The organism is Kushneria konosiri (assembly GCF_002155145.1).
GTDB lineage: Bacteria > Pseudomonadota > Gammaproteobacteria > Pseudomonadales > Halomonadaceae > Kushneria > Kushneria konosiri.
Genome location: NZ_CP021323.1, coordinates 2,514,059 through 2,530,557 on the forward strand (window position 1 = coordinate 2,514,059; position 16,499 = coordinate 2,530,557).

Below are 16,499 nucleotides of genomic sequence, written 5' to 3' on the forward strand. Positions count from 1 at the left end.
TTTTAATGACGCTTGCCGGGCCCTCTGGATTTGCCCTTGCTGCCGGATTTACCTTTCGGGTTCTTGCCTTTCGAGGCGGCAGGAGTGGGCTTTTCGACCGGCGCACGCTGTAGCAGATAAAGATCCAGTGTCAGTTCGGCCAGCTGGCCGGCCAGCCGGGTCGCTTCGGTGGGCTGTTGGCCAAGCGCGGCCAGCTCGGGGTCTTCCTCGTCAAAGAGTCCGGACAGGGTCATGAACGGCAGCAGCAGCTCGGCAGCTGTTTCTTCCTGGGCGCCGAACCAGGCCGCTTCGTCCAGAAAGACGCCTTCCATGAAGCCCGCACACCAGAGTCGTACGGGGTGCTCTTCATCATCTTCACCGCTGTCTTCAAATTCGAGGTCGAAGGGCAGATCCGGAATGTTGCCGTTTTCAAAGACCTCGACGGCGTTGGTCAGCAGGGCGTCCAGCGCATCGAGCGTTTCCTGACGTTGCTGGTTGCTTTCAAAATCGGGTGTGGTGTCAAAAATCAGGGCATGGCGCTCATCGCGGTCGTGAGACACGGTAGAAATGGCCAATGCCGTCAAAAGGCCGTGGGCGCCAAACAGATCCAGCGCTTCCTCACTGACGCGCTCGGAGTCGAGAAACTCGAACAGCGCATCCAGACGGTCATCCTCGAGCAGCGGTACCGGTTGAGGCGTATCGGCCGTGATATCATTCATTGAGCAGTATCCATACAGTAAGCGGCGCGTTGTACGGCAGCCGGGCCGCCGGGTTGAGAACGGACAGTTTATCATCCATGACCGATTTTCCAGCCAGCGACATTGATGAGTTTCCCATCGGGGATGCCAGTCGGGCCCGGCTTTTGGCCCATGTCGAGCGATCTCTCCAAAGAGCCCGCCAGCGCTACCCGGCGCTGCCGTCTCCAAGGGTCTGGTATGACCTGCGTGGGCGCAGTGCCGGCCAGGCCCATTATGGGCGTGGCGGGTTACGCTTCAACATGACGCTGTATGGCGAGCAGCCCGAGACCTTTCTGACTGAAGTGGTGCCGCATGAGATGGCTCACTGGGTCGTGCATCATGTTTATCCCGGGCGCGTCCGGCCTCACGGCGCTCAGTGGCAGCAGGTCATGATCGAGATATTTGATCGCCCGCCCAGTGTCACCCATCGATTTGATACCTCAAGGGCCAGCCCGGCGCCTTACGCCTATCTCTGCGGCTGCCGTCGTCACTACTTTACCCTTCGGCGCCATAACAACGAGCGGCGGGGCAGTCGGTATCGCTGCCGCTATTGTGGGGAGACGCTGCGCCTTGAAACACAGGCCGACCAGGTTGTCGGTGATCATGGTGAAAAGAGAATGGTCGAACAGTGACCATCGTCTAATGGTCAGCCTGCCCCGGCATAACGCTAATCTAAGGGTCACACTATTACATGGTGGGTCTGCGTGATCCATTAGATCAAGGAGATGCGACATGAGCCATACTGCCCGGGACATGGCAGGTGCCGCACAGAAGCTGCGTAGCCCGATCAGCGAGCAGGACTACCGCGAGCGCTATCGTTATTCGATCGAATCTCCTGAAGCGTTCTGGCGTGAAGAGATGCAGCGTCTTGACTGGATGCGCACGCCTGAAAAGATTCTCAATGGTCATTTCGGCGACAACCATTCCCGAATCAAATGGTTTGAAGATGGTGTGCTTAATGCCTCCGTCAACTGCCTGGATCGTCATCTTGAAAGCCGCGGTGACAAGCCGGCTATCCTCTGGGAAGGCGATAATCCCGATCACCAGCGCGTCCTGACCTATCGCGAGCTGCATGAACGGACGTGTCGGTTTGCCAACATGCTCAAGGCGCTCGGGGTAGGGCGTGGCGATACCGTGACGTTGTACATGCCGATGATCCCGGAAGCGGCGATTGCCATGCTGGCGTGTGCGCGTATCGGGGCCGTGCATTCCGTAGTGTTCGGCGGCTTTTCACCCGAAGCGCTGGCCGGACGGATCTCGGATTGTGCCTCGCGCGTGGTGATCACTGCCGATATTTCCAGACGTGGCGGCAAGCAGGTCCCACTCAAGAAAAATGTCGATGAGGCGCTGGCCATCAAGGGCACCGAGTGTGTCGAGCATGTTCTGGTAGTACCCTGCGGGGAGGCGCCGATCGACTGGCAGTCACGCGATATCGATGCCTGCGCCATGATGCAGGAGCAGTCGGATCAGTGTGCACCAGAAGAAATGAAGGCCGAGGACCCGTTGTTCATTCTTTATACCTCGGGATCGACGGGCACGCCCAAGGGGCTCATGCATACGACGGGCGGCTATCTGCTTTATGCGTCCATGACGCATCAACAGATCTTCGGCCTGCGTGAGGATGACGTTTACTGGTGTGCCGCGGATGTGGGGTGGGTCACCGGACACTCCTATGTGGTGTACGGACCACTGGCCAACGGGGCCACAACAGTCATGTTCGAGGGCGTGCCGAGCTATCCGGACTATGGCCGTGTCGGCGAGGTAATCGATCGGCACAACATCACCATCTTTTATACTTCTCCCACGGCCATTCGCGCCATGATGGGGCATGGCGACCACGTCATGGACAGTAGCCGACGCGATTCCCTGCGTCTTATCGGTACGGTAGGGGAGCCCATCAACCCTCAGGCGTGGCATTTCAGCCACCAGATTATTGGCAATGGGCGCTGTCCGATCATGGACACCTGGTGGCAGACCGAAACCGGGGGCCACATGATGGCGCCGCTCACCGATGTCGAAAACGTCAAGCCTGGTGCAGCCATGCGTCCCTTCTTTGGCATTCAGCCAGCACTGATGGATGCCGAAGGAAATCGTATCGAAGGTGAAGGCGATGGCAGCCTTGTCATCGAAGGAAGCTGGCCGGGTCAGGCACGCACCATCTGGGGCAATCACGAGCGCTTCGAGGAAACCTACTTCAGCATGCATCCCGGGACTTATTTTACCGGCGATGGCGCGCATCGCGATGCAGATGGCGACTACTGGATCACGGGGCGCATTGATGACGTGCTCAACGTTTCCGGTCATCGCATGGGCACGGCAGAAATCGAATCGGCACTGGTGGCGCATCCGGCCGTGGCCGAGGCGGCAGTGGTAGGTTTTCCCCATGACATGAAAGGCCAGGGCATTTATGCCTACATTACCCTGATGCAGGGCGTTGAACCCTCTGAAGCATTGAGCAAGGAGCTCAATGATGTCGTGCGTCGCGATATTGGCGCCATCGCAAAACTCGATGCCATACAGTGGGCGCCCGGTCTCCCCAAGACCCGTTCAGGCAAGATCATGCGACGCATCCTGCGCAAGATCGCGGCCAATGAGGTCGATGGACTGGGGGATATCAGTACCCTGTCCGATCCCGATGTCGTCGAAGCCCTGATCAAGGAGCGGGTTAACCACTAACGAATATGCTCATCTGCTTCTAGATCACGACAAGCGCGTCACATTGCCGCATAATGAACGTTGGCATCAGCAAACTGATGCCAACGTTTTATTTTGGAAATAAAAAAATCATGGGGTAACATGCCGAGATTGCTGGTTACATGATCGGCAGATGGCATGATGACGCTCGGCCTTGAACTGCTGATGACGTGGCTGACCGCGTTTTGACCGGGGCTGGGCCGTCCTGAATGATACGGGGAATCCTGGAGGAAACTGCATGGCCTTTGCCCAGAAGTTTATCGTGGCAGACGATCACCCCTTGTTTCGTGCAGCACTGACGCAGTCCCTGCGTCAGGTAGCGGCCAATGCCGAAATTGTAGAAGCCGACACCATGGAAGCCACCATCGAGGTCGTGACACGTCACCCCGATGCTGATTTGATTCTTCTGGATCTGCGTATGCCCGGTGCACATGGCTTCTCTGGGTTGATCCAGCTGCGTGGCCAGATGCCTGACATTCCCGTGGCGGTTATTTCCGGCAGTGAAGAGCCGCAGGTGGTACGTCGCTCTCTTGATTATGGTGCGTCGGGATTTATCCCCAAGTCCGCTTCGCTGGATACGATTGCCGGTGGTATCAGCGCCATCCTGGATGGTGAGATCTGGCTGCCACCGGAAATGGCAGATTATCTTGGAGACGGCGATGAGGAAGAGGCCAAGTTCGCTGCTGCTATCGCGTCACTGACGCCGCAACAGTTTCGCGTGCTGAACATGTTGACTGAAGGTCTGCTGAACAAGCAGATTGCCTATGACCTCAACGTTTCCGAGGCAACGATCAAGGCACATGTCACGGCCATCTTGCGCAAGCTGGGCGTTCATTCACGTACGCAGGCGGTGATCGCGGCCCAGAAGCTGGAAGTGGAACCCTCGCGCGTTGAAAACTGAAGTGTCTGCTTAAGCATTGAAAATCCCGGCCTGAACCGGGATTTTTTGCGTCCTGACGCCGCGACGATTCAATTCAGGCGGCGGTTGGCCTGCAGGGTTCGAGTCAAAAGCGCGCGCAAGGCTGCCGGACGCACCGGCTTGTTGAGCAGGTGGTAACCGGCTCGACGGATCAAATCAGCCACTTCTTCCGTGCGGTCGGCCGTGATCACAATACCGGGAACATCTCCGGTAAATCGCTCGGCAAGTGACTCCAGCGCCATCAGACCGGTGACTTCGTTGTCTAGATGGTAGTCGGCCAGAATAATGTCGGGCTCGCCTGTCATGTTGCGCACCACCGAGCGTGCCCCGCCGATTGATGTGGCCGTAAAGACCTCGCACTCCCAGCCTTCCAGCATGGCCTTCATGCCTTCAAGCGTCATGGTCTCGTTATCGATGCAGATGATCCTGGCACCGCGAATGCGATTGCCGGCACTTTTTTGTGCGGCCTGAGGTTCCTGACGCGTTAGCGTAGCCCCCTGCTTGAGCGGCACGCTTAGTGCAAACACGGTGCCATGACCTTCCCGTGAGCGGATGGTAATTGGATGATCGAGCACGCGCGCCATGCGATCGGCAATGGAAAGCCCCAGTCCAAGTCCCTTTTCGCTCTCACGATGACGTGATTTTTGATCGAGCCGCCGAAACTCCTGAAAGATTTCGGCCTGACGCGATTCTGGAATGCCGGGGCCGGTATCCCAGACTTCGATCGATAGCTGCTCTCCGCGACGGCGACAGCCCAATAGTACGCGGCCGTGCTGGGTGTAGCGCAGGGCATTGGAGAGGAAGTTCTGAATAATACGCCGGAGCATCTGTGGGTCACTGTCGATCACGGTGCCCGTTTCGACCATGTCCAGATCCAGCCCGCGATCCTGAGCCATGACCGAAAACTCGGCATACAGGGGGCGCAGGATCTCATTGAGGGCAAAGACCTGGCGTCGGGGTGTCAGCGCGCCGGCATCCAGCTTGGAAATGTCCAGCAACGTACCCAGCAACTCCTCTGCAGCCTGAAGCGAGTTATCGATGTGGACCAGGGTGTCGTGATGCTCGCTCTCTTCCAGACGCTGGGTAAGGGCCGAGGTAAACAGGCGTGCGGCATTGAGCGGCTGAAGCAGGTCATGGCTTGCCGCCGCCAGAAAGCGGGTTTTTGAGGCATTGGCGGTCTCGGCAACCTGCTTGGCCTGACGCAGTGCCAGCTCGGCTTCGGAGCGAACCCGGTTTTCCTGACGTAGTGCGATATTGACCTCGGACAGTTCCCGGGTGCGTTCGCGTACGCGCTCCTCAAGGTTTTCATTGGTTTCCTTGAGGGCAATTTCGGCCAGCCGGCGCTCGGTAATGTCCTGGTAAAGGGCAAAAAAGCCCAACACTCGATTACTCTCCCCAAAATGGGGGGTGTAGGTGGCAAGCATATAACGTGTGCCGCCATCCCGGTCGATCAGCGAGAGCTCCCATGACACACGCTCACCGTTGAGTGCTCGCTGCATCCATGGGGCACGCAGCTTCCATGTGCTGGCGGACATGACGTCTTCGGCGCGTTTGCCGATCGCTTGAAGACGATCCACTTCCATGGCCGTTTCGTAGGCGCGGTTGGTAAAGAGGTAGTGGCAGTCGCGGTCAAAGTAAGCAATCAGCGCCGGCACGTTGTCGGTATAAATACGGATATTGTTTTCCGAGCGGATCAGGGCTTCTTCCGTGCGTTTCTGGTCGGTCACATCCTGATAGGTATAAACAAAGCCGCCTCCCACCATGGGGTTGCCGTGGATGTCGAGCACACTGTCATCCTGACGATAGCGCTGATAATGGTGCGCCTGACCGCTTCGAATGTTATCCATCAGCAGGCGTACATGCTCCTGCGGATCGCCGGGGCCGTATTCGCCGTGCTCGGCGTTGTACAAAAAGATGCGCTCGATGGGTTCGCCAACGTGAATGAGATGATCCGGGAATCGAAACAGCTCCAGGTAACGCTGATTCCACACCACGATACGCAGCTTGTGATCCACCACCATGACGCCCTGGTTGATGTTTTCGATGGTGGCCTGCAAAAGTGAGCGGTTGAACTCGAGGACCTGAGAGGCTTCATCGACGATGGAGACCACATCTGAAATGGATACATCACGCCCGGAGAGCGCGGAGTTCATCACAATGCGTGCCGATGAGGCGCCAATGGCAGAGGCCAGAAGCCGCTCGGTAAAGCCGATCAGGTCGATCGAGGCGCGCATGCCAAGATCAAGGCGTTGCTGATGACGCCAGCCATAATCATTGAAGGCGCGCTCGACCTGGTCTTCATTGAGAAAACGCCGAGACAGGGACTTCAGATCGCTCACCGAGGTTGTGCCGCCCCATGGGCGATTGATCAGGGTCTGGTGAGACGCCACGCTGTCGACAAACAGCGAGGCCTGAATACGCTCGACCACGCGCTGGCGGGTGACCTGGGAAAAAAAGATATAACAGAAAAGATTCACGCCCAGTGACAGCAGAACGCCCTGGGTGATGGAGTCATCCAGCGACAGGCCCAGCAGGTTGGCAGGGCTGAGCAGTTCCATTCCCATCGGGCCTTCGTTGATGGGAAAGGGGAAAAGGCCTGTGCGCACCAGAGTAGGCAGCAGCAGGGTATAGCCCCAGATCAGAAAACCCAGCAGTAACCCCAGGCTGACGCCAAGACGATTGCCGCGCTTCCAGTAAAGCCCGCCAATCAGGGCCGGTGCCAGCTGCGCCAGGGCAGCTAGGGACAGCACGCCAAGGCTTGCCAGCGAGCTTGAGGGCGCGGTGAGCTGGTAAAAGCCATAGGCCAGCGCCAGCGTCAGCACGATAATCAGGCGGCGAATGCGCAGTACCCAGCGGGCATAATCGCCATGTCGCGCATCAAACCCCTTGAATCGAAGCAGCAGGGGAATGACGACCTCGTTGGAGATCATGATGGACAGGGTGACGGCGGCCATGATCACCATGCCGCTGGCCGCTGCAAATCCGCCAATGAAGGTGATCATGACCAGCCAGGGCTGATCCAGCGCCATGGCCAGATGCAGCACCCAGGTGTCCGGGTCCAGTCCCCGGCCGTCAAAGAGCGTCAGGGCGGCTGCAGCCATTGGCAGCACAAAAAAGCCTGCTGCAATCAGATAAAGCGGGAAAAGCCAGCGCGCCCGGGCGGTATCATCGGTGCTGGTGTTTTCAACCACCGTGACGTGAAACTGACGCGGAATGCAGAATACAGCCAGCATGGCCAGCAGCGTCTGGGTCCAGAATCCCTGACCGAAACTGGCGCTGCTGAAATGACTGCCGGCAGACAGGTCATGTACGGCTCGGCTGGAGAGCTCGCCCAGACCGTCAAAGGCCCCCCAGGTGATCAGCGCGCCCAGCAGTACGAAGGCGCCGAGCTTGACCACGGATTCGAAGGCGATGGCCTGAATCAGGCCCTCGTGGTGTTCGGTAGCATCGGTATGGCGGGTGCCGAACAAAATGGCAAACAGCGCCATGAGTGCGGCAACATAAAATGCCGTATCGCCGAGAATGGGCGAGCGCACAATGTCATTGTTGGCGGTCAGAACCGTGAAGCTTGCCGCCATGGCCTTGAGCTGTAGCGCCAGATAGGGAAGGGTGCCGAGCAGGGCAACGAGGCTGGCCAGTGCCGCCAGTGCCTGAGTCTTGCCGTAGCGTGAAGCGATAAAATCGGCGATCGAGGTAATATTTTGCCGTTTTGAGACGCGAATCATCTTGGTCAGGATGGGCCAGAACAGCAAAAAGGCCAGGATGGGGCCCAGGAAGACACTCAGATATTGAAGTCCCGAGTCGGCCACCTGGCCCACGCTGCCGTAAAAGGTCCAGGAAGTGCAGTAGACGGCCAGTGCAAGGCTGTAGACCAGTGGGCGGCGTTTGGCCGGACCCAGTCGTCTTGCCCGCTGATCGCCACGCCATGCAATGCCAAAGAGCGTGGCGATATATAAAAGCGAGATGGTGAGCAGTAACCAGCCCTGGAACATCGTGAAAATCCTTGCCTGACCCACGTAACGGCTGCTTGTTGATTGGCAGCCTTGATATCCCGATGACACCCGGCACTGGCCCGAGTGCTATCGCCTCTTCAGGTTTTGCGTAATGCGCCCGCTCTTCGCCTGCGCTTTGCGGCAATGATAAAGTAGCGCCAATGTCGCATCTATCCGAAGTCATCTCCATGCAAGAACTTGATCAGTCCGTGAATACCCGCCAGAAGCGGGAGTTCGACAAGCTTCAAAAACGCCTGCGCCGCAACGTCGGCAACGCCATTATCGACTACGCCATGATTAACGATGGCGACAGGGTGATGGTGTGCCTTTCCGGTGGCAAGGATTCCTACACCATGCTCGAAATTCTTCGCAATCTTCAGCGCAATGCGCCGGTGAACTTCGAGCTGGTAGCCGTCAACATGGATCAGAAGCAGCCCGGCTTTCCCGAGCATGTTCTGCCGGAATATCTGGCAGGGCAGGGGCTTGAGTATCACATCGTGGAGCGTGATACCTATTCGATCGTGAAAGAGAAGGTGCCCGAGGGCAAGACAACCTGCGGTCTGTGTTCGCGTCTGCGCCGTGGCACGCTCTACGGCTTTGCCGAAGAGATCGGCGCCAACAAGATTGCGCTGGGTCATCATCGCGATGACATGCTGGAAACGCTCTTTCTCAACATGTTCTTTGGCGGCTCGCTCAAGTCGATGCCGCCCAAGCTGCTCTCCGACGATGGCAAAAATATCGTGATTCGTCCGATGGCCTACTGCGCCGAGGCCGATATCGCTCAATTTGCCGAGGCCATGGCTTTTCCCATTATTCCGTGCAACCTGTGTGGCAGTCAGGAAAACCTGCAGCGCCAGGTGGTCAAGGAGATGCTCGCCGACTGGGATAAAAAGCATCCCGGGCGAATCGAGACCATGTTCAAGGCGTTGACCAACGTGGCACCCTCCCAGTTGGCGGATCGGGACCTGTTTGACTTTCACGGCCTTGAGGAAAAGCAGCGCCTGATGAACCGGGACCGTATCGACACGGTCAATCTGATGGCACAGGACGATGACACGTCGCCGTCATGAAATTTGTGGTGATCGTTCAGGAAGTGTTTGACTTTCCTGCAATGATCGGTAGAATGCAGCGCCACATGACCCGGGTGGTTAGCTCAGTTGGAAGAGCACCAGCCTTACAAGCTGGGGGTCACTGGTTCGAGCCCAGTACCACCCACCATCATTTTTGATAAGGTCATGTTGCTGTAATCAGGGTTGCGGACTGGTAGTTCAGTTGGTTAGAATGCCGGCCTGTCACGCCGGAGGTCGCGGGTTCAAGTCCCGTCCAGTCCGCCAAATCTCTGGGTGCAGCGATATTTCGATATAAATGGACTGGTAGTTCAGTTGGTTAGAATGCCGGCCTGTCACGCCGGAGGTCGCGGGTTCAAGTCCCGTCCAGTCCGCCATCGAAATTATCGTACGATCGGGTGGTTAGCTCAGTTGGAAGAGCACCAGCCTTACAAGCTGGGGGTCACTGGTTCGAGCCCAGTACCACCCACCATCATCTTCCAAAGATGATTTTATGTTGCAAGTGTATGCGGACTGGTAGTTCAGTTGGTTAGAATGCCGGCCTGTCACGCCGGAGGTCGCGGGTTCAAGTCCCGTCCAGTCCGCCATTCGCTTGAACAGATGTTGTTTCCCTCCCGTAATATCTTTTCTTCGTAGTCATGGATCCATTTCCGGATCGCTTTCAGCGCCTTATTGATTCTGTCCTGTAGATGATTGGTTTTACGGCCTGCTTCCTTTTGCCATGTCGCTGGCCTTTACAGGATGTCAGCTTGCCAGTCTCTCCTGCGCGCTGCATGCTTGGTCTGTCATGCCTCTGATCGAGTGATCCTCGTGGGGCAAGCCGATAACAAGCTGCAGGACAACCCAAAAATGACTACCCCTGTTTCCAGCAATACGGTCGCCAACAGCGATATTGCCATTGCTTCTCCACGCTTTCTGGCCAGCGACAATACATCGGGGATCTGCCCCGAGGCCATGCACTATCTGCTTCAGGCCAACGAGCAGGATGATCTGGCCTATGGCAATGATGTCTGGACCGAGCGTGCCGCCAACCATTTCAGAACGCTTTTCGAGACGGACTGCGAAATATTTTTCGTCTTTAATGGTACTGCAGCCAATTCTCTGGCTCTGGCTTCTCTTTGTCAGTCCTATCACGGTGTCATCTGCCATCAGCTGGCACATATCGAGACAGATGAGTGTGGTGGCCCGGAGTTTTTTTCCAACGGTTCCAAGCTGTTGCCGGTAGATACGCCCATGGGCAAGCTGACGCCCGAGGGCATTGCCAGCGTCGTCACACGGCGCAATGACATTCATTACCCGCGGCCCAGAGTGGTTTCCATCACTCAGGCCACGGAGGTCGGGACGCTCTACTCGCTTGATGAGCTTCAGGCCATTCGTGAGGTGGCCGACCGGTACGATCTCAAGGTTCATATGGATGGTGCTCGCTTTGCCAATGCTTGCGCCTCACTGAATGTGACGCCTGCCGAGATGACCTGGAAGGCCGGGGTTGATGTATTGTGCTTTTCAGGAACCAAAAATGGTCTGGCCTTTGGTGAGGCCATCGTCTTTTTTGATCATGAGCTGGCGCGAGATTTTGAATATCGCTGCAAGCAGGCGGGGCAGCTGGCTTCCAAGATGCGTTTTGTCAGTGCGCCCTGGCTCGGGCTGCTGGAAAATAACGTCTGGCTGGCCAATGCGCGCCATGCCAATGCCATGGCGAAGCGGCTGTCTGAAGGCGTGCGCAATATTGAGGGGGTCGAAGTCATGTTCCCCGTTCAGGCCAATAGCGTCTTTCTTGAAGTGCCGGCCGTCGCTCAACAGTACTTGCGTGATTGCGGATGGACGTTTTATACCTTTATAGGAGAGGGCGGTGTCCGCTTTGTCTGTAGCTGGAACACGTCCGAAACGTTGATTGATGCGCTGGTGGCCGACCTTCGTCAGGCACTGGCACAACGCGATCAACAGTGATATTGATAGGTTATCTTCCCTGACACCGGTGCGGCATCGTCTCATGCCGCATCGCCTGACCCGAGCAGAAGCGTTCGCCGGTGTCTTCCCGGATCACCACAACCAACCATCTTTCTTTAACGCCCGACAGGGCTTTCCATGACCGAGAGAAAACGTCGATGAGCGGGAGTGCCGTAGTGGCCGATTGATTTTCACGAAATGACGAGCGTGCGTACGGCAGGGCACACCGTCGCAACTCAAGGAGAAGTTCATGAGCATTTTTGATCATGTGCAGCATCGCTTTGAGCGCACCCTCCAGGAAGAAATGAGTCTTCAGGAGTATCTTGAGCTCTGTCGGGAGGACCCGACCGCCTATGCCAGCGCCTCCGAGCGCATGCTTAGAGCCATCGGTGAGCCGGAAGTCATCGATACGGCCAAAAATCCCCGCCTTTCTCGTATTTTCTCCAACAAACTGATCCGCCGTTACCCTGCCTTTGCCGAATTTCACGGCATGGAAGAGGCCATCGAGCAGATCGTCGCCTATTTCCGCCACGCCTCGCAGGGCCTTGAGGAGCGCAAGCAGATTCTCTATCTGCTCGGTCCGGTGGGCGGCGGCAAGTCCTCGATTGCCGAGCGTCTCAAGGCGCTGATGGAGCAGATTCCCTTTTATGCCATCAAGGATTCGCCGGTCCATGAATCGCCGCTGGGACTTTTCAGTCCCGAGGAAGACGGCGAGACACTCGAAAGCGAATACAACATCCCCAAACGCTACATGCGCAGTGTCATGTCGCCCTGGGCGGCCAAGCGTCTGCGCGAGTATGGTGGTGATATCTCCCGATTCAGGGTGGTCAAGGTCTACCCGTCACGACTTAATCAGATCGCGATCTCCAAGACCGAGCCGGGTGACGAGAACAATCAGGATATCTCTTCGCTGGTCGGCAAGGTCGATATCCGAAAGCTTGAACTCTACTCTCAGGACGACCCGGATGCCTACAGCTTCTCCGGCGGTCTCTGTCGCGCCAATCAGGGATTGATGGAGTTTGTGGAGATGTTCAAGGCGCCGATCAAGGTGCTGCATCCTCTTTTGACCGCAACTCAGGAAGGCAACTACAACCCGACCGAAGGGATGGGCGCCATCCCCTTTGACGGGGTCATTCTGGCGCACTCCAATGAGAGTGAGTGGCAGCAGTTTCGTAATAACCGCAACAACGAGGCCTTCCTGGATCGCGTCTATATCGTCAAGGTGCCTTATTCACTGCGCGTTTCCGAGGAGATGAAGATCTACGAAAAGCTGCTGCAGCACTCCTCGCTGTCACAGGCCCCCTGCGCGCCGGACACGCTGCGCATGCTGGCGCAGTTCTCGGTACTTTCAAGGCTCAAGGAAACGGAGAACTCCAGCATCTACTCCAAGATGCGTATCTATGACGGCCAGAATCTGAAGGACACCGACCCGCGTGCCCGTTCGATTCAGGAGTATCGCGACGCTGCCGGCGTGGATGAGGGGATGGAGGGGCTGTCGACCCGCTTTGCCTTCAAGATTCTCTCGAAGGTGTTCAATTTCGACTCCAGTGAAGTGGCCGCCAACCCGGTACATCTATTGTATGTGCTCGAACAGCGTCTGGAGCAGGAACAACTGCCGCGTGAAGTCCACGACCGCTATCTGCGCTTTATCAAGGAGTATCTGGCGCCGCGTTATGTCGACTTCATTGGCAAGGAAATTCAGACCGCATATCTGGAGTCCTACTCCGAGTACGGTCAGAACATTTTTGATCGCTACGTCACCTATGCCGATTTCTGGATTCAGGATCAGGAGTTTCGTGACCCGGAAACCGGAGAGCTGCTGGATCGACAGGCGCTCAATGAAGAGCTCGAGAAGATTGAAAAGCCGGCGGGTATCTCCAATCCGAAGGATTTTCGTCACGAAGTGGTCAATTTCGTGCTGCGGGCCCGGGCCCAAAATGAAGGGCTCAACCCCAGCTGGCAGTCCTATGAAAAGCTCAAGGGGGTGATCGAACACAAGATGTTTGCCAATACCGAGGAGCTTTTGCCGGTCATCTCGTTCAATGCCAAGGCCTCCAACGACGATCGAAGAAAACACGAGGACTTTGTCGATCGCATGGTCGCGCGCGGTTATACCGAAAAGCAGGTGCGCCTGCTGTCGGAGTGGTATCTGCGCGTACGCAAGTCCCAGTAAGCGGTTGGCGCCGGCTGGCCGGCGCCCATTCCCACCCGGAGACGGGGCAGCCGGTTTGAGCGGTCTGCAGGAGGTGGTGACGTGAGCTATTTCATCGATCGGCGCAGCAACGCCCGCCACAAGAGCGCGGTCAACCGACAGCGTTTTTTGAAGCGCTATCAAAAGCACATCAAGCGCGCTGTAGAAGAGTCGGTCAATCGGCGCTCGATTACTGACATGGAGCGCGGCGAGAAAATCAGCATTCCAGGGCGGGATATTTCCGAGCCCGTGTTCCGTCACGGTCAGGGTGGGCGACGCACCGTGGTCAGCCCTGGCAACCGTGAATTTGCCGAAGGCGATCGAATGCGTCGTCCGCACGGCAGCGGCGGGGGTGGCGGCAGCGGTGAGGGTTCCGCGTCCAATCAGGGGGAAGGCGTTGACGAATTTGCGTTTACCCTGTCACGAGACGAGTTTCTAAGCTTTATCTTCGATGGTCTGGAGCTGCCGCATCTGGAGCGCAAGCAGTTGGCCGACATGGCGGAAAGCCGCCCTGTTCGTGCCGGGCTGTCGCGACAGGGGGTGCCTGCCCGTATGAACATTGTGCGCTCGATGCGCGAGGCGCAGGCGCGACGCATCGCCATGCGCGCCCCGATCAGACGGGCGCTGCTGGAAGCCCAGAAAGCGCTGGAGGAGGAAGAGCGCAAGGACCCGGTGCTGCGTCATCCCGGCCGGGTGCGTGAGCTTAAAGACGAGATCGAGCGGCTGGAAAGGCGCCTTGAGGCCGTTCCCTTCATCGATACCTATGACCTTCGTTACAACCACCTCACTGACCAGCCTCAACCCTCCAACAAGGCGGTCATGTTCTGTGTCATGGATGTCTCCGGCTCCATGACCCAGAACCACAAGGACATCGCCAAGCGCTTCTTTCTGCTGCTTTATCTGTTTCTTGAGCGCGACTACGAGCGCGTTGAGCTGGTGTTCATTCGCCATCATACGTCGGCGCGTGAAGTCGACGAAGAAGCCTTTTTCTATTCGCGTGAGACGGGCGGTACCATCGTGTCCAGTGCGCTGACGCTGCTTGATGACATCATCGAGGCGCGTTACCCGCCAGCGCAGTGGAATCTCTATGTCGCTCAGGCCAGTGACGGGGACAACTGGGATGACGACTCCGTGCAGTGCCGCCAGATCCTGTCGGATGCGCTGATGCCAAAGCTTCAGTATTACGCTTATGTCGAGATCACCCCACATGCTCATCAGGCGCTCTGGGATGAATACGTGCGCGTACAGGATCGCTACCCCGAGCGTTTTGCCATGCGTCAGATCGTTCAGGCCGGCGACATCTATCCGGTCTTTCGTGAACTGTTCAAAAGCCGCCAGAGCGGTCAGGAGGCTCACTCATGAGCACATCCTACAAGCCGATCCACGATGAAGACTTTCTGGGGCAGGGCTCTGACTGGTCCTTTGATGACCTTGAATATTACGAGCGAGAGATCGCCCGCATTGCCGGCGAATACCGATTGGATACCTACCCCAATCAGATCGAGATCATCACCTCCGAGCAGATGATGGACGCCTACTCCAGCATCGGCATGCCGGTGGGATACAGTCACTGGTCGTTCGGCAAGCAGTTTCTTTCCGTCGAACAGGCCTACAAGCGGGGGCAGATGGGGCTGGCCTATGAGCTGGTGATCAATTCCGATCCCTGTATCGCCTATCTGATGGAAGAAAATACCCTGATGATGCAGATTCTGGTCATGGCGCACGCCTGTCATGGCCACAATTCGTTTTTCAAGGGTAATTATCTTTTCCGCGCCTGGACCGATGCTTCGGCGATCGTGGACTATCTGGTCTTTGCCCGACGCTATGTCAGCGAGTGCGAGGAGCGCCATGGTGTTGAGGCCGTCGAGCAGCTGCTTGATGCCTGTCATGCGCTACAGAATCAGGGGGTGGATCGCTACAAGCGGCCCTCGGCCATCTCGGCTGAAGAGGAGGCGCGCCGCCAGCAGGAGCGTGAAAGCTATCTGCAGCAGCAGATCAATACGCTCTGGAGCACCATTCCTCAGCTGCGCGCCGCCGATGCCGCTCAGGCCGGTGATGCTGCGGAGGGCGGCCATCGCCCGCGCTATCCTTCGGAGCCGCAGGAAAATCTGCTTTATTTTATCGAGAAGAATGCGCCACTTCTGGAACCCTGGCAGCGAGAGATCGTGCGCATCGTGCGCAAGCTGGCGCAGTATTTTTACCCGCAGCGCCAGACGCAGGTCATGAATGAAGGCTGGGCTACCTTCTGGCACTACAACATCATGCATCGCCTCTACGATGAGAAATTGATTGATGAAGGCGTAATGCTGGAGTTTCTCCAGTCCCATACCGCGGTAGTGGCGCAGCCGGGCTTTGACAGCCCCTGGTATAACGGCATCAACGCCTATGCGCTGGGGTTTGCCATGTTCAATGATATCCGGCGCATCTGTAGCGACCCGACTGAAGAGGATCGAGCCTGGTTTCCGGAGATGGCGGGCAGTGACTGGCTTGATACCGTGCATTTTGCCATGCACAACTTCAAGGACGAGTCCTTCATTCAGCAGTTTCTGTCACCAAAGGTGATCCGCGACATGAAGCTGTTTGCGCTGCTTGATGATGATCAGGATGACATGATCGAGATTTCGGCCATTCATGATGATCGGGGATACAAAAGAATTCGCGAGGCGCTGTCACTGCAATACTCGCTGGGCCATCGGGAGCCGGATATTCAGGTCTGGGAAGCCAGGATTCATGGTGACCGTTCGCTGGTATTGCGTCATGAGCGCACGCAGCGGCGTCCGCTGGAAGGGGCCTTTTCCTCGGTCATGCGTCATCTCCATGAGCTGTGGGGATTCCCCATCGTGCTTGAAGTGGTCGAAAACGCTGAAGTCGTGGACCGCCACGAATGGCCGCCCGCCAACGGATAAAGGCTGAGCGAATGTCGTGCGTTTATCACGGTTAAACGGGCCTTCGGGCCCGTTTTTTTGAGCCCTT

General features: G+C 57.1%; 10 protein-coding genes and 5 tRNA genes. 13 read left to right on the plus strand and 2 right to left on the minus strand.

The annotated features are described in order from the left end of the window. Positions 1 to 2: 2 nt before the first annotated feature. Positions 3 to 698 (minus strand): YecA/YgfB family protein, encoded by a 696-nt coding sequence (locus B9G99_RS11615; RefSeq protein ID WP_086622299.1) that lies wholly within the window; start codon positions 696 to 698, stop codon positions 3 to 5. 77 nt (positions 699 to 775) lie between these two features. Here B9G99_RS11615 and B9G99_RS11620 point away from each other — a divergent pair, with 77 nt between their 5' ends. The 3 genes from B9G99_RS11620 (at position 776) to B9G99_RS11630 (ending at position 4,311) form a co-directional block, all read left to right on the plus strand. Next, the gene (locus B9G99_RS11620; protein WP_086622300.1) at positions 776 to 1,348 is read left to right on the plus strand and encodes a SprT family zinc-dependent metalloprotease; all 573 of its coding nucleotides are present in this window, start codon (positions 776 to 778) and stop codon (positions 1,346 to 1,348) included. A gap of 121 nt (positions 1,349 to 1,469) precedes the next feature. Then, positions 1,470 to 3,392, plus strand: coding sequence for an acetate--CoA ligase (gene acs / locus B9G99_RS11625; RefSeq protein WP_227876008.1), 1,923 nt, complete (start codon positions 1,470 to 1,472; stop codon positions 3,390 to 3,392). A gap of 256 nt (positions 3,393 to 3,648) precedes the next feature. Beyond that, positions 3,649 to 4,311 (plus strand): response regulator, encoded by a 663-nt coding sequence (locus B9G99_RS11630; RefSeq protein ID WP_086622302.1) that lies wholly within the window; start codon positions 3,649 to 3,651, stop codon positions 4,309 to 4,311. 68 nt (positions 4,312 to 4,379) lie between these two features. On the opposite strand, the gene B9G99_RS11635 is transcribed toward B9G99_RS11630, so the two are convergent. Then, complete coding sequence (locus B9G99_RS11635) at positions 4,380 to 8,321, minus strand: hybrid sensor histidine kinase/response regulator (RefSeq protein WP_086622303.1); 3,942 nt, start codon at positions 8,319 to 8,321, stop codon at positions 4,380 to 4,382. Between the two features lie 188 nt (positions 8,322 to 8,509). On the opposite strand from B9G99_RS11635, the gene ttcA reads away from it, so the two are divergent. The 10 genes from ttcA to B9G99_RS11685 all read left to right on the plus strand — a co-directional run bounded on the left by ttcA (position 8,510) and on the right by B9G99_RS11685 (position 16,432). Then, positions 8,510 to 9,391, plus strand: coding sequence for a tRNA 2-thiocytidine(32) synthetase TtcA (ttcA, locus tag B9G99_RS11640; protein ID WP_115504172.1), 882 nt, complete (start codon positions 8,510 to 8,512; stop codon positions 9,389 to 9,391). Positions 9,392 to 9,463: 72 nt separating this feature from the next. Continuing rightward, positions 9,464 to 9,539, plus strand: a tRNA-Val gene (locus B9G99_RS11645). Between the two features lie 39 nt (positions 9,540 to 9,578). Beyond that, positions 9,579 to 9,655 (plus strand) — tRNA-Asp (locus B9G99_RS11650). Between the two features lie 33 nt (positions 9,656 to 9,688). Then, positions 9,689 to 9,765, plus strand: a tRNA-Asp gene (locus tag B9G99_RS11655). Positions 9,766 to 9,784: 19 nt separating this feature from the next. After that, positions 9,785 to 9,860, plus strand: a tRNA-Val gene (locus B9G99_RS11660). Between the two features lie 38 nt (positions 9,861 to 9,898). After that, positions 9,899 to 9,975 (plus strand) — tRNA-Asp (locus tag B9G99_RS11665). A 262-nt stretch (positions 9,976 to 10,237) separates the two neighbouring features. Beyond that, positions 10,238 to 11,335, plus strand: coding sequence for a threonine aldolase family protein (locus tag B9G99_RS11670; protein WP_086622305.1), 1,098 nt, complete (start codon positions 10,238 to 10,240; stop codon positions 11,333 to 11,335). A gap of 250 nt (positions 11,336 to 11,585) precedes the next feature. Beyond that, positions 11,586 to 13,508, plus strand: coding sequence for a PrkA family serine protein kinase (locus B9G99_RS11675; protein ID WP_086622306.1), 1,923 nt, complete (start codon positions 11,586 to 11,588; stop codon positions 13,506 to 13,508). An 81-nt stretch (positions 13,509 to 13,589) separates the two neighbouring features. After that, a complete protein-coding gene (locus B9G99_RS11680; protein WP_086622307.1) occupies positions 13,590 to 14,888 on the plus strand; it encodes a YeaH/YhbH family protein in 1,299 nt (432 codons plus the stop codon). After that, positions 14,885 to 16,432, plus strand: coding sequence for a SpoVR family protein (locus tag B9G99_RS11685; RefSeq protein WP_086622308.1), 1,548 nt, complete (start codon positions 14,885 to 14,887; stop codon positions 16,430 to 16,432). The genes B9G99_RS11680 and B9G99_RS11685 overlap by 4 nt, the downstream gene beginning before the upstream one ends. Positions 16,433 to 16,499: the final 67 nt, after the last annotated feature.